This window comes from Verrucomicrobiales bacterium (genome assembly GCA_016793885.1).
Classification (GTDB): Bacteria; Verrucomicrobiota; Verrucomicrobiia; order Limisphaerales; family UBA11320; genus UBA11320.
In genome coordinates, this window is the sequence record JAEUHE010000071.1 from 1 (window position 1) to 20814 (window position 20814).

Sequence of the window (20814 nt, forward strand, 5' to 3'; positions counted from 1 at the left end):
ACCTCTTACGATGATGAGTTGTATCTAAAACAGCTCGAACAACGCAAAGCTCCCATCGCAAAACGCGCTCGCCAGATCGCTCAAGAAATGGCGGCCTAACCTAAAAAATACCTTGATTGGTTCACCTCAGCTGTTGGCTAATGTCTCTGAACCCTGCGGGTTCGGGCTCCGATCGCCCACTGAGAAATGCCCGCCCCGTTTACGGTCTGGGCTCAACCCACTGGAGCTGACTGACGACCGGATCATGATCGGAGGAACCCTTCGAGATCACCTGGGAAGAAATCGTCCGAAACTGGGAGGTATGAAATAGATAATCGATCCGAAATCCCATCCCCATGCTGGCTCGCTGATCTCGCCAGGTGGGCATTTCATCCGGCTTCTCGTGGACGCTCGCCAGACTATCAGTCCAGCCCTGAGCCTTCAGAAAGGCTTGGGCCGGACCGAAGGAGAAGCTGTTGAAATCCCCCATCAGCAGGCGGGGCCCCATCCCTTGAAAAGCGGCGTGCACTCGCCGGATCTCGCGATCCTGTATTTCTCCGGCCTTTTGAAATCCCGCCAAAATACCCGGCAGGGAAACGAGTCCCGCCACCTGAGGGGTCCGCAGATGTACATTGGCGAACTCGATCGACACCTTCATCCCAGCGGGAGTCACCCGCGCGAGCAAGGCCCCCCGCATCCCGTTCTCGGCCGGGAGGAAGCGAACGTCCTCCAGAGGCCAGCGCGAGAGCACCCCGAAGCCACCCGATCCCTTGGCGGTCTGGTAAACCTGATGCGGGTAGAGGGTCGCCAAGTCGGCCCGCAGCCTTTGCTCGATCCGTGGGGTGGTCTCCTGCAGACACACCAGCCCAGCGTCCAAACCACGCACCATCTCCAGCAACACGTTCAGGTTGGTGTTCCGATAAAGAACGTTGTAGGTAGCCACCGTCAGCACGGGCTTCACCCCGGGAGCCACCACCGCCGCCCGAAGCGGGCTCGCGAGAGGCAGCAGGAGGCCAAGAACGACCAGCGCCCATGGAAGACGCCCCGCCAATTGCGGCTCGATCCAGGCGGCAGTCAGGCGGAAGCTCATACCACCCGCTCCACCGTAACCTCAACGCCACTGAAACCCACCACCTTGATTCTCTCCCCCTTGTCGATCATCTCCCCCCGGCTCAGAGCATCGCAAAGGTCATCGCCGAGCAGAACCTTCCCGCCGGGACGCAAGGCAGTCAGGGTCACACCTTCCCGCCCCAGAAGCTGCGCCCTCCTCTGGGCCAGCAATTCCTCGGTCTGCATCCCACTGCCCACCGGAGAGCCCGCCGCTCGGTACAGCGCCGTCTGGGGCAGAAAGCGGGCCAGCGCCAGCACGCCCATCACGGTGACCAACGTGGCGAGCAGCAACGTATTCAGAGGGCGAAGCAGAACATCCCCCTGAGGAAAGACGGGCAGCAGCCCATCGGGCCGCGGATAGGCATCCACCACCGCCATCACGACCGCCAGAACCATCATGCCCGCCCCCAGCAGCCCAACCACCAGGGTGCCGGGAAAGAAGAAAAACTCCACGACTACCAAGGCCAAGCCGAGAAAGAAAATTACCACCCAACTGGCCCCGGACAGACCCGCCAGGTAGCCACCCAGAAAATACAGGGCAAACGCCGTGCCGCCGATGATGCCCGGGAGCCCGAACCCGGGAGCCTTAAACTCCAAGTAAACGCCGATCACACCGATTGCCAGCAGCAGGGAACTGACCATTTGGCTGCTGAGGAAGGAGCCCACCTGTTCCCATCCAGTGGGTTCCACCATCACTCGCTCTGCAGAACCATAGCCGGTGCCGATCAGCAAATCCGCCAGCGAAGGATAGGTGCCGGCCGACAACAAGGGCTTGGAGGACGCTCCGTACCGCTTCTCAGCCCCCCGACTCGTCAGCGTGAGCAGTTCTCCCTGCCGATTGAGCACCTCGCCTTCGATCACCAGCTCCTTGGTTCTCCGGATCATGGCCTCCGCCACGTCCACATTATGCCCATTCTTCTCCGCACTGGCACGCACCAGAGCTGCGGTGGCGCTGATCATCTTGGCCTCCGCTGCTTCAGAAACCTTTTCGGCACCACCGCCCGCCCCCACCATGATGGGAGCGGCAGCCCCGATGACCGCCTCAGGCGCCATGTAGATCTGCTGCGTCGCAAAGGAGATGAAGGCACCGGCCGAGAAGGCTTTCCGGTTCACGTAGGTCATTGTTTTGCCCGGAAACTGATTCAAAATCTGAATAATCTCCTCGGTCTTGTCGACCCTGCCTCCGTTCGTCTCCATATCCAAAACCAACAACTCGGCCTTGTCCTCAATGGCCTGCTTTACCCCACGCCGGATCAAAAAGACCAAGGCCGTACCAATTTCCTCACGGACCGGAATGACATAGACCTTCCGTGCGCCCGTGTCTGACGGGGGAGACTGCTTCGTCTCCGAAGCTGGCGCCGCCCCCAAACCCCAGATTTGGAGGAGGAATCCCAAGGTGAGAATCAAGCGGTGCATCGCCAGAAACCTATAGCGTGCCCCAGCCTTCGGGCAATAGCGGGATGATCGTTTCGTGAATCGAGGCGTTACTACTCTTTTGAATCCCATCCGACTCCGTGTGCTCCGCGTATTCCGTGGGCCAAACTCTTCCTTGAAATGAACCCAAGCCTTCCCTTCAGGCCCTCCAGGAGCCGGACGCCGGATTCGGATTGACGTTGCAGGTCCGGCTCGAGATTTTACTGCCCGCATATGCCGAAAATCACACGCGCCCTGCTCTCCGTCTCCGATAAAACGGGTCTGGTTCCGTTTGCCCAAACCCTGGCCCAGGCCGGGGTCGAGTTGATCTCCACCGGAGGAACGGCGCAGGCTTTACGGTCTGCGGGCCTGACGGTCAAGGACTTGAGCGACCACACCGGATTTCCGGAGATGTTGGACGGGCGGGTCAAGACGCTCCATCCCAAGGTCCATGGCGGTTTGCTGTACCTGCGCGGCAACGCCGTTCATGAGGAAACGGCAAAGCGCCACGATATCCCCCCGATCGATCTGGTTGTCGTCAATCTCTACCCCTTCGAGAAAACGGTCGCCAAGCCGGGAGTCGCCCTGCATGAGGCCATCGAGAACATCGATATCGGAGGACCTTCCATGCTGCGCAGCGCCGCCAAGAATCATGAAAGCGTCACGGTGATCGTGGATCCATCGGACTACGACCGGGTGGGCGCGGAGGTTCAAGCTTCAGGCGAGACCACGCTGAGTCTGCGTCGCGCGCTGGCGGCCAAGGTCTACGCCCGCACCGCGGCGTACGATGCCGCCATCGCGAGCCATCTCGCCGCCGCCTTCCAGCTGGAATCTGCCGGCGAAGCCCCAGCCGCCCTGAGCCTGCAGCTGCCGCGGGTCCAAACGCTCCGCTACGGCGAAAACCCCCATCAAAAAGCCGCGCTGTATGGTCGCTTCAGTGAGTTCTTCGAACAACTGCATGGCAAGGAGCTTTCCTACAACAACATTTTGGATCTGACGGCCGCCGCCGCGCTGATCGAGGAATTCGGAAACGAGATTCCAACGGTGAGCATTCTCAAGCACACCAACCCATGCGGCGTCGGCCAAGGTGCCACGCTCAAGGAGGCCTGGGACAAAGCTTATGCGACCGACAAGCAGGCACCGTTCGGCGGCATTATCGCCACGAACACCCCGCTCGACGAGGCCTGCGCCGAAGCCATCAGCGAGATCTTCAGCGAGGTCATTGTGGCGCCATCGTTCACGCCCGAAGCGCTGGCGGTGCTGCAGAAGAAGAAGAATCTGCGACTACTCAAGGTCCTGAAGAGCCCATTGCAGGACTCCGCCGTCGACATTCGGAGCGTGGGGGCCGGCTCCTTGCTCTGGCAACAACGCGACATCCAAAAGGTCGATCGCAACAGTCTCAAGGTAGTGACACGCCGGGCGCCGACTGAGGCCGAGTTCCAGGCGATGCTCTTCGGATGGCGGATCGTAAAACACGTCAAATCCAACGCGATCGTCTACGCGGGTTCCGACCGGACTCTGGGGATCGGGGCTGGACAAATGAGCCGGGTGGACTCCAGCCGGATCGCAGTGTGGAAAGCCGGCGAGGCGGGTCTAGGTCTGGCGGGCAGCGTGATTTGCAGCGATGCCTTTTTCCCCTTCCCCGACGGCCTGATCGCCGCGGCCAAAGCGGGCGCGACCGCAGCCATTCAGCCCGGCGGATCCGTGCGGGATGCGGAGGTTATTGCGGCAGCCGATGCGCATAACGTCGCGATGGTGTTCACCGGGTTCCGCCATTTCCGACATTAGCACGCAGTCGGACTTGTGGCCACCCCGACTCGGAGTCGGGGTATTCGCTAGCAGGAAGGATGAAACGCGGAGGTGCGGAGACGCACTGACGCGGGCGGAGCGGGACGACGGCGTTCATAAGGTTCACGTCCGTTTTTGGGAGGTGTATGAGTCGTCTACCCTCCGGCACGCAGTGCCTTCCAGCAGCAAAGACCCCGACTCCGAGTCGGGGTCTTTGCTGCTGGACTCACAACTCGGCGATGACCAGCCGGTAGAGCCAGATGGCTTGACCGATCCAGACCGCAGCGATCAGCGCCCACGTTACTCCTTCCATAAGCCCCAGGCGTTTCTGCTTAGGGGCGCTGATCCAACAGGTAAACTCCAGGCCGCCACAGCGAATCGAATCTCCGTTGCGGATCCGGGCCGAGGCAACGGGAGTGCCGTTGATCAAAACCGAGGCATCGCGCTGTGCCAGAATTTGAAATCCGTCCTTCGGGTCCAGAGTGAGGCGAGCATGATCCTCCCAAACCCCGGGGTCCGAGCTGACGAGATCGGCTTTCTGAGATCGTCCGATGGAAAAAGGAAATCGGCGGGCTGAGATGACTCGACCCGCCGCATTTCCCGAAAGAATCTTGAAGTTAAGCACTCGCGAATCCTGCTACCAGGCACGCTTCGGAACGTTAATCGAATCTCCCGGATAGACGGGCAGGTCGAGGGTGTGATCCTGAAGGGCCTTTACGCAGTTGATAATGTACTGCTGACCATTCACGCGACGCAGGGTTACCTTTTTCTTATAGGCAAACTCGGTGAAGCCGCCGGCCGAGTCAATCGCCTGCAGCACCGTGATACCACTGGCGTAGAACTGCCGATTGGGAGAGCGAACCTCGCCGCCCACGAAGAAGAAACGCTCCTCGTTCTTGACCGAGATGGTCACACGCCGGAAGTACCTCGGCACATAGGAAGCTTCGATGGTCTGCTGCAGTTGACCGGCAGTCTTGCCGGCCGCCTGAATCTTAACACCCAGGTGCAGCATGATCGAACCGTCATCCTTGACGCGGTCCTTGAAATCCGCGAGTCCAGGAGGAGGCAGGTCTGAGAACGTCACGGTGAGCAGGTCCCCGGGACGAATCAACTCCACCAACCCGGCCTCGGCGGGAGCGTGCGGCGGCTGGCCGGAGGCACCGTTCGTCGACGAGGAGGTCGAGGAACTGGTCGCGCAACCGCTTAACAACAGACCCACCATCGCCAGACCGATCCAAATTTTTTGAAAAACTTTCATGTCCAAAAATCCCTTGTCGTTCAACCTTCTTCAATTCACCGCTATCTACCCGGCCGGCCGAAGCCTGAAAGCTTCGCACCGGCATCGCCCTGGCCAAGCCGCTTCAATACTTGGTCTTCACCTCGCCACCATCGTCATCCGATGAACCTCCACCGGACTTCTGCGAAGAGGCCAAAGCACCCGGCTTCGCCACGGCATCCTCGGACTTCGAGTAATAGTCGTAGTAGTAGCCGCTGTAGTAGTAGTAGTTCTCGTCCTGGCTCATGTTGATGTTGTTGAGGACGATTCCCAGGAGGTTGCCACCCACCTTCTCGATCATCTGCTTGGCGCGGATGGTCATCGGCTGCGGATAGCGGCGGTATTGGATGACTTGCAAGACCATGTCGACCTCGCTGGCGAGAATCGAGGCATCGCTCACACCCATGATCGGCGGAGAGTCGAAGAAGACGAAATCGTAACGCAGCTTAAGCTCGCGAATCAGTTCCTTCATCGCCATCGAGCTGATGATGCCCATCGAACTGCTGGGCAGCTTGCCGCTGGGCATGAAGTCCAGAGTCGGGCAGCCCGTCGTCTGAATCACTTCCTCCAAAGTATTCTGCTTCAGCAGGTAGTTGGTCAGCCCCGGGGAGTTGGCGAGCTTCAGCAGTTTGTGAATGCTCGGGCGGCGTAGATCGGAATCAACCACCAATACGCGCGCGCCGTTTTGCGCAAAGATCGTGGCCAGGTTGAACAGCGTCGTGGACTTTCCTTCACCGGCACCACCGCTCAGCACGGTCAATGTGCTGGACTTGGCTTCCTTGCGGGAGAAGAGAACATTCGTGCGCAGCACCCGATAGGCTTCCGCATGCGGGCTGTCCGGCCCTTCTTCCAAAAGCGAACCCACGTTCTGCGGGATGACGCCCAGGACAGGAGCCTGCAGCGCCCGCTCCACGTCGTCGATGGTTTTGACGCTGGTGTCAAGATACTCGATGAAGAACGCCAGGCCGACACCCAGGATGATGCCGAACACCACGCCCAGAGCGATGTTCAAAGGTTTGTTGGGACGGCTCGCCCGAAAGGCCGGCTGAGCGTGATCCACTACTGAAACGATGCCAACGCGGTCGATCTTGGCGTCCACCTTCTCGCTGGTGATCTTCTTCATCATCGTCTCACGGAATTCCTTCAGCTTCTCCAGATCCCGCTTTTCAGCAAAGTAAGGAGCCCGGCGGATCGCAGTTTCGATGTCGGTCTTCTTGGTGGATTCAACCTCCTGAACGTAGCTCTCATACTTGGCTTGAGCGGCGGCAGTCCTGACGCGCAAGCCCTCAATGATGCCTTCCAGGCGTTCGTTGACTTGGTCGTTCATGCGGGCGAGCACACCCTTCATACGAATGACGTCGGGATGCTCCCCGGAGAAGGTTTCGATCAGATCCGCCAACTTCTGCTCCGCATCAGCCTGACGCTCGAGAAGGCTTTGAAGATGCGGATCCGGCGAGGCGGTAAGTACCGCGGTCTTGAACTCAGCCCGGGTGAGATTGGTCAAACTGGCATACAGGGTGAGATGCTGCTGAAACTCCGCCTGCGCCTCAATGCGTCGACTTTCCAGAATCCGGAGGATCTCGGGCTCAGGAACGGTGGTGCTCCAGAATCCGCGCTCGTCCGAATCGGGAATCTTGAGCTCTATCTTCAGGTCGGAAACCTTCTTGGTCTTCGCCTCGATTTCCTTGGTCAGCTTGTCCGCCTCAATCTCCAGCTTCTCGATGCCGCGCTGGGAAGTCTCGGTCAGGTTTCGAATTCGGCTCGCGGTATAGACGCTGGCCACCGCGTTCGCGATGTCCGCCGCCTCGCCCTTGTCCTGGTCCTCCACACGAATCTCAATGATACTGGTGTTGCGGTACTGTTCGACATCAATTTGGCGCTTGAGCAAGGCGTAGGTAACCTCCGTCGGCAACTCCTGGTCCACCTTTTGGCGCTCCGCCCATCGCTTGTTGAGATTCCGATTGGTGATCACGGGGTAGAGGATCGACTTGGACTTCAGAACCTCAAACTCCGTCTGAATCCAGTAAGGATCATACCCCGAGGACTGCATGCTGTAATTCAGCGTAGAAACGTCGGGCGCCTCCTTCTCGACGCGGATGCGCACGACGCTCTCATACTGCGGAGGCAGAATGAAAGTAACCAAGGTGGTGGTGATCGAAACTAGCAGGAATACCGCCAGGATGACCGTTTTTCGGATGCGAATGATCCGCCAATAGTCCAAAAAGTGAAGGTTGGACTCTGGCGCATCGAATGTCTTTTGGTTTTCCATACTTCAATCAAACGAGACTAGGGTGACCCTAACACCCAGTTTCTCATAAATCCACCGAGGTTACTTCAGGGGCAAAAAATGCCTAGTAGGTCGCTCTCACACCGAGGAATACCCGGTTACGAGTGAACGAGCGATCAGCAAACTGTGTATCACCGCCGAGATCATCAAAGTTATAGGTCGCGGTTGCAGTGAAATACTGAGAAATCTTGTAATCGACATTAAGCTGAGCGGTGATGAAATTCTCCGTCCCGCCATCGACCGCAGCTCCCGGAGCGTGATACTTGAACTGGTTGTATCGCAAAAGCCCGCCCGCGTTGATGCGCGGCGTGATCTTGTGGTTGATGGAGAAATAGGGGCTCATCGTTTGCACGTCAGCTGACGAGACGATATCGGTGGCCGATCGATCCACCGTCAGTCCCAACTGGGCATAGCAATCCTCCTGATAGAGATAAGTGCTGCTCAGGCTGACATACGGGGAGACGTCGGAGCTCAGGTCGGCGCGTTTGAACTCGGCGATCTGCGCACCACCTTCAAGGCTCGCACGCAGGCGGCTGTTGAAGGAGTAGTCTCCACCAACGAAGAAGGTGTGACGGTTCTCATTTCGAGTATCACCCTGCTGAATTCCGGGAGTTACCAGATCGATGTCGTCGCTGCCCTGGTAATCCGTAATGGTCAGGCGATAGCCGGAACGCGCCAGAAGCTTGGGCTGCACCTGCCAGGTGCCTTCCAGGCGGATGGCATGGTCCATACGATCCAGCTGGGCCGAACGGCTGCCGGCTCCTTCATCTAAATAAGCCAGCCAGGTGTTCTCATATCCAAGCCGTGCGCCGATGACCTCAGTCAGCTGTGCAGTAAAGCCGAGGCTGGCCACATTGCGATAAGCACTGTTGTCCGAGCGGGCCAAGCGCCGCACAACGCCGATATCACCCACGACCTCAGGTTCCTGAGCATAGACGAACGAGTCGTTGAACGTCATCTTGTAGCGCTCGTTGAAAGCGTGCTCGGTCTTCAAGTCGAACTCATGCGAATGATCGGCACTCGGATCGCGATCCGCATAGTAGCGCATCCCGTAGGTGTAGGTCGCTCCGATGTACGTCTGCTGGAGTGACGTCAGGTTCAGCGAGGCCGAGGGGCGAAAATCGAAACCGAAACTGTCGATCTTCGGAGCCGTCGAGCTGCCGGTGGCAGTGGTGACGTTGTCGTCATAGAATCCGCGGAGTGAGGCGGAATAGGTCATCAGCTTGGATGACTCCATCTTGTTCAAACCCGGTGCGTAAGCGCCCTGCATCCCTGTAGCGCTCAACGCAACCAATCCGGCAGACGTGATGATTTTCTTCATAGTTTTTCTGTTCCATTTGGACCCCTATCGGCAGTCCGTTTTTGCCGAGCAACACGACAACAGTCCTGACATATCAGGAATGATGCCAACGGCTTCTACCGAAGTGTTTCTGCCACTGTCAAATAGAAAGCCAAAATCGTCATTTGTTCAAAAGTCACGGTGTTCTGGTTCAAAATAGCTCACTTGGCCGGGGCAATCTCGGCATAAAACTGCTCCGGCCAGATATTCTCATTGACCCAGTTCTGCAGGGGGAAATTTTCCGGAGGTTTACCCTCCTTCAGGACCAACCCTACAAAATTTTCCCAGCTCGTACGGACATCTTTGCCAGTCAGAGCCACGCTCTTCACGGGCAGAGCTTTCATAGTGCGCGAGGTCAGGTACAAAGCCCGAACGGTCTTGCGATAGTCACTAAACTCGAAGAAATCGTCCTTCACCTTGTCCCCCGGGTCGTTCTGATAATGAAGCGTCAGCAACGCCGCCGGACACCGAGAATACCAGACAATCGCTTCAGGGACATCCGACATGATCAACTCCTTGGCCCACAAGGTGGCAGTCCCCTGCTCATTCAATCGGCCGATCCGTTGAAAAAATGGTGGATAATAAGGAGGATATACGATTTTGGTGGCGTAGGGACGAGGAGGCACTATGGCCAGCAACATCGGAGCGGCACAGACCAGAACCACGCCCACCAAGGTCAGGTAGTTGAGCAGGGGATGGGACAGGCGCAGCTGGTCCACCAAGCTCAGCACCAGCCCCACCCCAAAGATAAACGCCAGCGGGGCTGCGATCGCCAGGAGGTTCTCCGAGGTGATACCAGGGTTCTCTTTGGAAAAAATCGTCTTTCCCCCTGCCTGGGCGATCATCAGGAAAAAGAGGGACAGCACCAAAAACCAACGTAAGCGGTTCAGGGTCGGCCGCCGAAAAGGAATCAGGAGCCCCACCAAGGAAAGCACCCCCAACCAGTTGCCGCCCAAGCGTGGGAGATCGTCGGAAATGACCTCACGAATGCCATAAAAGAACTTCCGACGAACTTCATGATAATCAAAGGTCTGGAAATTCGGATGAAGCGCGCGCTGAACTTCGTCGGCCGGGAAGGATTCCGTTTCCTCATAGATGGCAAATCCTGCCGTACCGAAAGGGGCGCCACTGACCTGGAGATTGCGAAACATCCAGGGGCTGAACACGACCAAGCACGCCACGAGGGCCAAAAGCCCCGGCAGAACCCGGAACGGCCGCATCAGGAGCATGAAGAACGCGAGCACCGGAAAGATCAGCCAGAGGAACGAATAGCGGGTGAGCCCACCCAGCCCGAGAAAAATTCCAGCCAGGACCGCCCACGTGGCGATGCGCCCGGCGGAGGGCGTCGCAGCGCTGGCGGCCTCATCGGCTTTAAACAGGCTGAACACCAGCAGAAGAAACAAAACCACCAACAGCAGTGTGGAATGCCCCGTGAACGTAAACTGCCAATAGAGCCAGGTGGTCGCTAAAATTCCCAAGCTCATCCAACCGGCGGTGGAGTCGAACAATTGAGAAGCCAATCGGTGCACCAAGAATGCGGCCACCACGAGGAGAAGCTGATTAAAGATCGCGATCCAAAAGTCAGGGCGGTGGTAGTCAAAATTCTGCCCGGACGGGATCACATAGCGAAACGGCATGATCTTGAGCCACCCGGCCAGGAGCACCGGATAGAGCGGAGGGTTCTGCAAGTCCGGCAGGGCTTCTTTGATCACCGCACCCGTCTGCCCTTGCTTTTGTTGGATCAATCGGACTGCCAGCGGCCGAATCATGCCGGTGGTGTACCCGTTTCCTTCCGCGATATTGCGCGCCAACTGAGCTGCTTCCATCCCTTCCGGGGTGGTCATATTCCGAAACCAAAGCGTATCGAACAGCGTCATCATGGCCGCCATGACCACCACCGCCACGATCCCACTCAGAATCTTTTTCCCTGCGCCCTCTTCGACGCTATGAATGAATTCCTGAAGTCTAAACGACATAAATTACAGATCTTCCAACTGATACGTATGGAGCTTGCGGTGCAGCGTGCGACGGCTCATTCCGAGCTTCACCGCAGCCTGAGTGCGATTGCCACCCGCCTCTTTCAAAGCCCGCACGATCAACTGCTTCTCCGCATCCTTCAAGGTCAGACTCCCAGGGGTCGAGGCCAACGCCTGAGCGGGGGCGCTCGTGGGTGGTTCCAACAGCCGTATCGACTCGGGAAGCTCCTGATACGAAACCCGATCGGTACGGCACAGCAAAACCGCCCGCTCAATCGCGGCCCGTAGCTCTCGCACATTCCCCGGCCAGGAGTATTTTAACAGCGCTTCCATGGCGTCCACAGTAAAATCCACTACGGGCTTATCGTTCTCCTGCGCAAATTCTTTAAGAAAAGCGTGCGCCATCGCCGGGATATCTTCCTTCCGATCCCTCAATGGAGGGAGTTTGATGGGCACAATATTGAGCCGATAGTAGAGATCTTCCCGAAATCCACCGCTGCGGACCAGAGCCGCGAGATCCTTGTTCGTCGCCGCCAAGATGCGCACATCCGCCGTAATGGTCTTGTTCGAACCCACGCGCTCGAACGTCCGTTCCCCCAGGAAACGAAGCAGCTTCACCTGGATGTTCGCGTCGATCTCACCAATCTCATCCAAAAAGACCGTTCCGCCCTGGGCTTGTTCAAAACGGCCGATGCGCCGTTCGTGAGCCCCGGTAAACGCCCCTTTTTCGTGCCCAAACAGCTCGCTCTCCAGCAGTGTCGCCGGCAAGGCCGCACAATGAACGGTGATCAAAGGGTGGTTTTTGCGGGTGCTTAACCGATGAATCGCCTTCGCAATCAACTCCTTGCCGGTGCCGCTTTCGCCGAGGATAAGCACCGTGGTCTTGCTCGAGGCGATCTGTTGAACGGTTTCGAGCACGAGCTTCATCGGCCGGGAGTCGCCAATGAGGTTCGTCATCCCGTACCGCGAATCCACGGTCTGGCGGAGTTGGACGTTCTCCACCTCCAGATGCTGTTGCCGAAGCGCGCGCGCAATGCGCATCTCCAGTTCCTCGATTCGCAGACGACCCTTGGGAATGTAGTCATCCGCACCGCTCTTCATCGCCTGAACAGCCAGATCCTCCGAGCCGTAGGCGGTCATGAGAATGCAAATGGGCGGCTTGTTCAGCGCCTTGGCTCGGGCAATGAGATGCATGCCATCCTCGTTCGGAAGGCGAAAATCGGTCAGAACCACTTGAAAATGATCCTTTTCCAACAGATCCATCGCGGTGGCCGCATCCTCGGCCACATAGACGTCGTATTTGTCCTCCAACGCCGCCCGCAAACCGTCCCGCGTGGGCTTTTCGTCATCCACGATCAACAACATCGGCTTCGTTTCGGTGGTCAAACTCATTTGGGTGCCTCCAGGAGACGAGGAGGCCGTTCGTGCAGTGGGAGCCAGATTCGGAAGGAGGTTCCCTTCCCCACATGACTCTCCAGCTCGATGCGTCCATCATGGTCGCTTACGATCCGCTGAACGATCATCAGCCCCAGCCCGCTGCCCTTTTTCTTGGTAGTGTAAAACGGCTCGAAAATTCGATTTAACTGCTCGGTGGGAATCCCGCCCCCGGTGTCCTCAACCGAAAGCAGAACCCCTTCCGTCGCGGTCGAAGTGCGCAAGGTGAGCACGCCTCCCTTGGTCATCGCCTGCATCGCGTTCTTGATGAGATTGACCAGCACCTGCTTGATCTGTCCGGGGTCGATGGGAATGGTTGGAGCCCGGCTCGAGAGCTTTTCCACCAAGCAGATGCCACGATTGGTGATTTCCGGACGGAGCAAGGCCACCGCATCACGAACCACCTCGTTCAACTGCGTGAGCCGAAGTTGCGGCTTCACCGGTCGAAGGGCTTGCAAAAACTGGGTGACGATATAGTCAAGCCGAGTGATCTCGCCCTGAGCGACATTGAGGTACTGGCTTAGCCGGTCGATGACCTCCATCTGCGACGATCGCTGGCCCGAAGTTACCGAGGAGCGGGATCCAGCCGCATCTGCCATTTCACGAAGCTTGTGCAGCTCACGCTCCATCAATTGAAGGTGAATGCTCAAGGCGTTGAGCGGGTTCCCAATCTCATGGGCCACGCTGGCCGCCAACAAGGTCAGCGCTTTGACCCGTTCCGACTCAATCGCCTCGAAGGTCTGTTTGCGGGCTTCGGTGACGTCATGCAGAATAAGGACCAGTCCACTGCTACCCGCCGCCGCGCCATCGAGCGGAGAGACGTAAAGGCTGAGAAACCGGGGCCGCGGAAAGGAAACCTCAAGCTCGTGACGCTGAACCTTGGCCCCGCCCTCCAGATCCATCTTGAGCAGATGCTGCCAGTCCAGCTCGGGCAGGAACTGGTTGATGGGTTGTCCCTCCGACTTTTCCCGGTCGAACCCGAGCAGCCGAGTGACTGCCTCGTTAAAAAACACGATCTTTCCCGTGGTATTCACCACCACGACACCATCCTCGATCGTGTGGAACAAGGTCTGGAGAAAGCTCCGCTCCTGCGCCAGGCGCCCGACCACCGAACGCAACACTTTGTCATCCAGGCGTCCGAGACGACCCAATACCTTGTCGAAAAAACTGGATTTCGCGGCGGGCATGACAGCAGTGCGACCAGGAGGGTCAGATCCAACGCTTCTTCTTGAAGTACAGGTAGGTGGCGAGCGTGGAGACCAGCGTGATGGTGATCGCCGTGCTGTAACCGTGCGTCGACTCAAGCTCCGGCATCCCCTTGAAATTCATGCCATACCAGGTGCCGACCACCATCAAGGGGGTGGTGATGACCGTGATCAAGGTAAGCAGCTTCACCACCTCCCCGGTTTGATTGGAGGAGATGTTGAGATACACCTGGAGAATGCCGGTCAACGAGTCCGTGTAATTCTGGGCCATCTCGCCGATATGAAACAGCGCGTCGTAAACGTCGCGATAATACGGCACCAAATGGGCTCGGATGATTTTGAATTCCCCTCGGGCAAAACGGGCCAGGACCTCACGCTGAGGACCGATGATCTGGCGCAGATGTAACACCTCTTTCTTGATCTCAATAATCCGGTTGAGGGTGTGTTGGCTATGCTTTTGCAGGACCTCCTGCTCCAGTTCCGCAATTTCCAACGACAACTCCTCCAAGGCCGGCTTGTAGTTTTCCACGATGCCATCCAACAACGTGTGCGCGACCCGATCCGGCGCACGCGCGATGTGAATGTTGCTCTTCAAACATCGTTCCTCGGTCGTCTGAACGCTCCGCAGCGGAACCGTGTGATAAGTCACTAGGAAATTCTTCCCGAGGAAGAAGTTCAGCTCGCTCGTCGCAAACACGCCGTCCTTGCGGCTGTAGTCAACCGCGTGGATGACCATGAACAGATAGGGCGCGAACTTGTCCTCCTCCTTCGGCTGATACTCCTCTACCTTCGGCGATGGACTCACCGCCACGCAATCCTCCACCGACAGCGGATGGAAATGGAAAACCTCGTCCAAGACCCGCTTGGCTTCCTCAACACTCGGATTCTCCAAGTCGACCCATAAAAACAAATTCGTGTCGGCCAGCAAGGTCGGCATCAGAAAGGTATCGATATCCTTGAGGTGCAGCTTTCCTTGGGTCGTAAACGCAAAGGACCGGGTCATCGAGAACCCTCCCAAAGGAGTCTTCCATGACCACGGACCCACACCATCCGCCGACTGTCGTTACTACCGATCATCCTTCTTCCCAATAGCGTCAGATTGGCGCAAACAATACGGCGAGCCGGAGCGATTGCAAGCGCTAGCAGCGAACACCCCGACTCCGAGTCGGGGTGTTCGCTGCGAGGAGGCCCTCCGTGCGGGGAGACTGGACCTCAAGAACTTCCATATTCTGTTTCTGGAGAGGGAACACCTCCGAACACCGGACGTGAATCGAGGCCATGAACCTGGTGAGCGGGGACATGTTGCCCGCGGACCACGCGGACCACACGGATCTGAGGAGAGACCGCGGAGGCCGAGCCGACTGAAGTTATTCTTCTGCCGGACTACCTCCGACTCCGTGTGTTCCGTGGGCAACACTCTTCCTTGGAGGTTGTCTCGGCCCTCCTTCCGAGCCCTGTAGGAGCCGAGGTAACGAGGCTCGGTTCATGGAAAGACCGTGGCAATTCCCAGACCAAGAGGGCACCTCCGAGGCTCCGGTAGCCGGAGCTTCCTTGACCCGCGACCAGCCCGACTCGGAGTCGGGCTGGTCGCGGGTCAAGAGGATCTATCTTGCGTAAACGCTCAAACACGGCAACTTATCGGGCATTGCTTTATTTGGTACCGATTAAACAATAACCGAACATCTTATGGCCTACGAACTCGCTCCGCTTCCTTACGCCAAGGAAGCCCTGGAACCCACCATCGATGCAGCCACCATGGAAATCCACCATGGCAAGCATCATAACGCCTACGTCACGAATCTAAACAAAGCCCTGGCGGGCAATGCGGCCTTGGAAGCGAAATCAATCGACGCCCTGATCGCCGACCTCGCTTCGGTTCCCGATGCGATCCGCGGACCTGTTCGCAACAATGGGGGCGGCCACTGGAATCACACGTTCTTTTGGAACTTGATGGCTCCCCAAGCCGGCGGAGCTCCCACCGGAGCGCTGGCGCAGGATATTCAGTCCACGTTCGGCAGCTTTGAAGCCTTCAAAGAGAAGTTCGAAGCGGCGGGCCTAGGTCGATTTGGCAGCGGCTGGGTCTGGCTGGTGGTGAACGCGGGCAAGTTGGAGATCGTATCGACTCCAAACCAAGACAACCCGTTGATGGGTAAGGCAATCGCGGGCTGCGAAGGCAAACCCATCCTGGGCTGCGATGTCTGGGAACATGCCTACTACCTCAAGTATCAGAACAAGCGTCCGGACTATCTCAAGGCCTGGTGGAATGTCGTGAATTGGACAGCAGTCAGTGCTCATTACGCGGCGGCCAAGAAGTAAGTAAAGACTCCATTCCCACCTCACGCTTCACGTGAATCACCCGCCCAACGGCGGGTGATTCTCTAATGACCGGAGCCAGCCGACGTCTCCACCCACGGACGATTCATGTCGAAACGCCCCCCTTACCCGTTCGCCGCCCTCGAGGCCAAATGGATGAGGATATGGGATGGCGCCCCCCTGGAGGCAACGGCCGAACTCGGACAGGTCGGCTCAACCTCCCTCCGCATCGCCTGGGTTGAATGCCTCACCAAGCGAACGCTTCGGTGCGGTTTCCCCGGCGCTTTGGAAGGTGGCGATCGCTGGATCCCACACCCCGCCGAATTCGGCCGGGACGCATGCCGAGTAGCCCTGCTTTCGCGACCGGGTGAACTTACCGGGGATCGACCAAGCTCTGAGGAACTGACGGCCGCGGCCCGCTTTCTGGGCCGCGTGTGGCGCCTCTATGTCGACGAAGCCGACACAGTGGAGTTTCAGCAAGCCTGCACCCTGGATCCAACTCAGTCCGTCGTCGCGCTCGAAGGAATCGGCCTCTCCTTGGCATTAGGACCAGATCTGCCGTCCCTATCGATGCATCGCGTCTGGCACTCCTGTCTGCAACGGGTCGAACAGGGGATTGCCCAACAGCGCCCCCACATTGCCGTCGCAGCTCTCATCGAATTCGTTAATCAAGCCACGCTTTGGCCCAAGCGGCCACGGGCACTGCTCACCGACTTCCTGCTGGTTCTGCAACCGTTCGCCCCCATTCTTGCGCAGGAACTCACCGCCAAGTGCAGATTGCACGCAACTGGCCGAGCCCCCTACGAGCCCGTCCCAGCTCGGAGCGGAGATTGGCCAACCTTGGATTCCAAGTGCTTGACTGAAACAGCTTTGGAGATTTCAATCCAGATCAACGGCAAGTTAAGGGACACGCTGATGGTTTCGGGGGATGTATCGCCGGCAGCCTTGGAAAAAGCTGCCTTGTCGGCGGAAAAGGTCGTCCCCTTTCTGCAGGGCAAAGTCATCCGCCGGGTGGTGGTCGTGCCTCAAAAGCTGGTGAACATTGCGGTGGAGTGAAGGGTCGGCTACAGTTTCCTTGTCCGTATCATGATGCGCTATCTAACCCAGCAACAAAGAACAGTGATCTCCGTGGTAGTCGGACTGCTGTTAACCGGCTGGGCCGTTCAGGCGTGGCGGCTTTCGCATCCCGCGCCCCCGCCCACGGTCAAGGGTTCCTAAAGTTGTATGCAAACGCCGAGTTTTGAAGATATTTTGAACGGAATAATCAAGAAAGATCCTCGTTATCAACGGGAAGCATACGTCTTCCTGCGTGAGGCCTTGGACCACACTCAAAAGAGCGCCAGCAAAACGAATAAGAATGAGGCCCGGCATGTCTCAGGACAGGAACTGCTTCAAGGCATTCGCGAGTTCGCGCTGCTCCAGTTCGGACCCATGACCGTCACTGTGCTCGAAGAATGGGGCGTCCGCCGCTGCGAAGACTTTGGTGAGCTGGTGTTCAATCTCGTGGAACACGGCTTGCTTTCCAAAACAGAGAAAGACAGTCGGGCTGACTTTCAGGATGGATATGACTTCGATGATGCCTTTCGAAAGCCGTTCCAACCTAAACAACCCCGACCCCAACCCGTGACGGAGTCCTCGGAAGTCTGACTCCTTCTGTGAATCGCATGCCTTTGAAAATTGCCCGCCGCATCGCTCCATCCGCCTCTAAACCCAAGCGCCCCGAAGAAAACTCACACCCGCTGCCTCCTCATGTCCAATGTGTGACGCTGGAGAACGGCTTGACGCTGATCCTACGCGAGGATCACAGCGCGCCCGTGGTTTCGGTTCAGGCTTGGTGCAAGGCCGGGAGCATCGACGAAGGGCGCTTGCTCGGTGCCGGAATGTCTCACGTGCTCGAGCACATGCTCTTCAAGGGAACGAGTTCGCGTCCGTCAGGCCGGATCGATCAGGAGGTTCAGGAAGCCGGCGGGTACATGAACGCCTACACCTCCTTTGATCGGACCGTGTACTGGATCAACGTGCCCAACACCGGGGCCACGGTGGCGATCGATGTGCTGTGCGACATCGTTCAGAACGCTAGCATACCCGAGGAGGAGTTAACGAAGGAGCTGGATGTCATTCGCCGGGAAATGGACATGGGGCACGACGACCCCGGACATCGATCCGCGCGACGCCTGTTCGAAGTGGCCTACACCCGGAGCCCTTACCGATTCCCCATCATCGGCCACCTGGACCTGTTCAACACGCTCAAGCGCGAGGACATCGTCGGCTACTATCGGGAGAAGTACGCGCCGAACAATCTCTTCTTCGTCGTGGTGGGAGACATGGACCCCAAGGCCGTGGAGAAGCAGATCCGCGACGCGTTCAGCAAGACACCAGCGCGGCCTGTTCCCTCGGTTCCCTACTCGACCGAACCCAAGCAAACCGCACCACGCGAGGTCATCGAGGAGGCATCCATTGAACTGGGGCATTTCCACTACAGCTGGCATATCCCGGATCTTCGTCATGACGACATTCCAGCTCTCGACGTTTTGACGACTCTCCTGGGAAGCGGGCGCAGCTCCCGACTTTACCAGCAGATTCGCGAACGGCAGGGACTGGTGAACGCCGTCGAATCTTGGACCTATAACCCGGGCAACCCCGGCCTCTTCGGCGTCAGCGCCGTGGTGGACCCCGACAAATTCAGCGCCGCGCGGAGCGCGATCCTGGATCAGATCGACTTGATGAAGCAGAAGCCGGTCTCCGCCGCTGAGCTGGCCAAGGCGGTGAAGCAATTTGTCTCCGGAACGCTTTCAACCCGGAAGACCATGCAAGGCCAGGCGCAAGACTTGGGCAGCAGCTGGCTCGCGGCCCACGATCTCAGTTTCTCAAGCCGCTACCTCTCCAAGGTCAAAAAGCTGAAGCCAGCCGATCTGACCCGGGTGGCTCGACTCTACCTCACCGAGGAGAACCGCACGTTCTTCGGACTGATGCCGCAAGGCACCGTGCCAGCCAGGACGGCCATCTCCGAAAGCCACAATGAGCAGGCGATTCAAAAAATCGAACTGCCCAACGGGCTGCGACTGCTGCTCAAAGAAGATCACCGGCTTCCCTTCGTGGAGATCCGCGCAGTGCTGCAAGGCGGCGTGCTGACCGAATCGACCCAGAACAGCGGTATCACCCAGATCCTTTCCAAGATGCTGCTTCAGGGAACTCGCCGGCGATCCGCCCAGGCCATCGCCAATGAGATCGAGTCCGTCGGCGGCAGCATTGGAAGCTACGGTGGAAACAACAGTCTCGGCGTGAGCACCGAGGTCATGAGCGAGGACTTCACGACGGCGCTGGATTTGCTCCAGGACGTGCTGCTGCATCCTTCCTTTCCCGCCAACGGCTTGGAGCGAGAGCGCCAGATTCAGCTGGCCGAGATCCGAGCTCAAAAAGATCAACTCCTCAGCTTGGCCGACACTCAGGCTCGGGAGGCCATGTTCGGTCAGGCGGGTTACGGACTTCAGGCGCGCGGGACTGAGAAGACGGTTTCCGCTCTCACGGCCAAGGATCTTCGGGACCTCCATCGGAAGGTCGTGGTGCCGAAAAACTGTGTCCTCTCTATCTTCGGCGACATCAAACCCGCCCAAGTGATCGCCGAAGTAAAAAAGCATCTCGGCAAGTGGAGCGGGCAGCACCAGCCGGTCACGCTCACCAAGCATGGCCATCCGTTCTCGGAGATCAAACGCCTCACCACCAACGTCGACAAGAAACAGGCGGTGCTCATCCTCGCGTTCCCGGGCATCACCATCTTCCACCCCGACCGCTTTGCCCTGGAATTGGTCCAGGAGGCCCTGAGCGATCTGGGCTCACGACTTTTCGTGCGCATCCGCGATGAATTAGGGCTCGCCTACTATGTGGGAGCCCAGAATTTTCTGGGATTGGCTCCGGGCTATTTCTCGTTCTACGTGGGGACCGACCCGGAGAAATCGGCGCTCGTTGAGCAGGAGTTGCTCAAGGAAGCCATGAAGCTCGGAGAGCACGGACTAACCGCCGCAGAGCTGCATCGCGCCAAAGCGAAGATGATCGGACAAAAGAAGATCGCCCGCCAGGAACTGGGACGCATGGCGATGACCTCCGCCTTGGACGAGCTCTACGGACTGGGGTACGCCAATTGCGATCGCGAGGATGCCCTCTTCGAAGCCGTCACCTTGCAAGACGTCAAACGCGTCTGCGCCGCCTACCTGCGCAAGGATACCCACGTCATTTCAATCGTGCAGCCGTAGGCGCGGGGGAGCACTAGCGCCTTATGGACCGCGGTGGCACGACAACGCTGTACCTTCACGCCACCTCATGCCCCTCCAACGCACGCACTGACCCTAGGCGCACCCCCAGCCACGGTTGTGATTAAAGGTGGGTGAGGTCAGGGGATCCCGACTCCATCGAGGGGGCAAAAGCGGCAGAGGGCTGCACGACGAAAGAACTATAAGCTTGGTCGGATCGATTCTCGATCAACTCCAAAATGGGCCGAAATCGTCGCGAAGCGTCTTGGAGTGCTGTAGCCCTCTACAGCTTTTCAGCACCCGACGGAGTCGGATGATCTCACCCACTTTAACTCCCCCTCAGCCACCCCGCCAAGAGCAGGAAAAGCGGAGACGTGTCTCCGCAGTCCATAGCACCCCCACTCAAAAAAGACTCACCCTCTAGAAAACGGTTTGGTAGCGTCGCGT

At 58.2% G+C, this 20814-nt stretch carries 15 protein-coding genes; 5 read left to right on the forward strand and 10 right to left on the reverse strand.

Going from position 1 to position 20814, the window contains the following annotated elements:
• Nucleotides 1-199 precede the first annotated feature (199 nt).
• Together JNN07_08880 and JNN07_08885 are read right to left on the reverse strand one after the other, a co-directional pair.
• Entirely contained in the window at nucleotides 200-1069 is an 870-nt protein-coding gene (locus tag JNN07_08880) for an endonuclease/exonuclease/phosphatase family protein (protein ID MBL9167839.1), read from the reverse strand.
• Nucleotides 1066-2505 carry an ATP-dependent Clp protease proteolytic subunit gene (locus JNN07_08885; protein MBL9167840.1) on the reverse strand — a complete coding sequence of 480 codons (1440 nt, stop codon included), beginning with the start codon at nucleotides 2503-2505 and terminating at the stop codon, nucleotides 1066-1068. Before JNN07_08885 ends, JNN07_08880 begins: the two co-directional genes overlap by 4 nt.
• 240 nt (nucleotides 2506-2745) lie before the next feature.
• Between JNN07_08885 and purH the strand changes: the two genes are divergently transcribed.
• Entirely contained in the window at nucleotides 2746-4290 is a 1545-nt protein-coding gene (gene purH / locus JNN07_08890; protein MBL9167841.1) for a bifunctional phosphoribosylaminoimidazolecarboxamide formyltransferase/IMP cyclohydrolase, read from the forward strand.
• A 226-nt stretch (nucleotides 4291-4516) separates the two neighbouring features.
• Here the strand turns inward: purH and JNN07_08895 are convergent, their stop codons facing one another.
• From JNN07_08895 to corA, 8 genes are all read right to left on the reverse strand, one after another.
• Nucleotides 4517-4915: an FHA domain-containing protein gene (locus tag JNN07_08895; GenBank protein ID MBL9167842.1), complete on the reverse strand. Its 399-nt coding sequence runs from the start codon at nucleotides 4913-4915 to the stop codon at nucleotides 4517-4519.
• 12 nt (nucleotides 4916-4927) lie between these two features.
• A complete protein-coding gene (locus JNN07_08900; protein ID MBL9167843.1) occupies nucleotides 4928-5548 on the reverse strand; it encodes a polysaccharide export protein in 621 nt (206 codons plus the stop codon).
• Nucleotides 5549-5651: 103 nt separating this feature from the next.
• The gene (locus tag JNN07_08905; GenBank protein ID MBL9167844.1) at nucleotides 5652-7835 is read right to left on the reverse strand and encodes a polysaccharide biosynthesis tyrosine autokinase; all 2184 of its coding nucleotides are present in this window, start codon (nucleotides 7833-7835) and stop codon (nucleotides 5652-5654) included.
• Nucleotides 7836-7917: 82 nt separating this feature from the next.
• Nucleotides 7918-9174 (reverse strand): hypothetical protein, encoded by a 1257-nt coding sequence (locus tag JNN07_08910; protein MBL9167845.1) that lies wholly within the window; start codon nucleotides 9172-9174, stop codon nucleotides 7918-7920.
• A 179-nt stretch (nucleotides 9175-9353) separates the two neighbouring features.
• Nucleotides 9354-11168, reverse strand: a complete 1815-nt coding sequence (locus tag JNN07_08915; GenBank protein MBL9167846.1) for a glycosyltransferase family 39 protein — start codon at nucleotides 11166-11168, stop codon at nucleotides 9354-9356.
• A gap of 3 nt (nucleotides 11169-11171) precedes the next feature.
• On the reverse strand, nucleotides 11172-12560 hold the full coding sequence (locus JNN07_08920; protein ID MBL9167847.1) for a sigma-54-dependent Fis family transcriptional regulator: 1389 nt from the start codon (nucleotides 12558-12560) through the stop codon (nucleotides 11172-11174).
• Entirely contained in the window at nucleotides 12557-13789 is a 1233-nt protein-coding gene (locus JNN07_08925; protein ID MBL9167848.1) for a PAS domain S-box protein, read from the reverse strand. The genes JNN07_08920 and JNN07_08925 overlap by 4 nt, the downstream gene beginning before the upstream one ends.
• A gap of 22 nt (nucleotides 13790-13811) precedes the next feature.
• Entirely contained in the window at nucleotides 13812-14810 is a 999-nt protein-coding gene (corA, locus tag JNN07_08930) for a magnesium/cobalt transporter CorA (GenBank protein ID MBL9167849.1), read from the reverse strand.
• A 683-nt stretch (nucleotides 14811-15493) separates the two neighbouring features.
• On the opposite strand from corA, the gene JNN07_08935 reads away from it, so the two are divergent.
• The 4 genes from JNN07_08935 (at nucleotide 15494) to JNN07_08950 (ending at nucleotide 20370) form a co-directional block, all read left to right on the forward strand.
• Nucleotides 15494-16123: a superoxide dismutase gene (locus tag JNN07_08935; protein MBL9167850.1), complete on the forward strand. Its 630-nt coding sequence runs from the start codon at nucleotides 15494-15496 to the stop codon at nucleotides 16121-16123.
• Between the two features lie 105 nt (nucleotides 16124-16228).
• Nucleotides 16229-17176: a hypothetical protein gene (locus JNN07_08940; GenBank protein MBL9167851.1), complete on the forward strand. Its 948-nt coding sequence runs from the start codon at nucleotides 16229-16231 to the stop codon at nucleotides 17174-17176.
• A gap of 168 nt (nucleotides 17177-17344) precedes the next feature.
• Entirely contained in the window at nucleotides 17345-17767 is a 423-nt protein-coding gene (locus tag JNN07_08945) for a hypothetical protein (GenBank protein ID MBL9167852.1), read from the forward strand.
• A 17-nt stretch (nucleotides 17768-17784) separates the two neighbouring features.
• A complete protein-coding gene (locus JNN07_08950; protein ID MBL9167853.1) occupies nucleotides 17785-20370 on the forward strand; it encodes an insulinase family protein in 2586 nt (861 codons plus the stop codon).
• Nucleotides 20371-20814 lie beyond the last annotated feature (444 nt).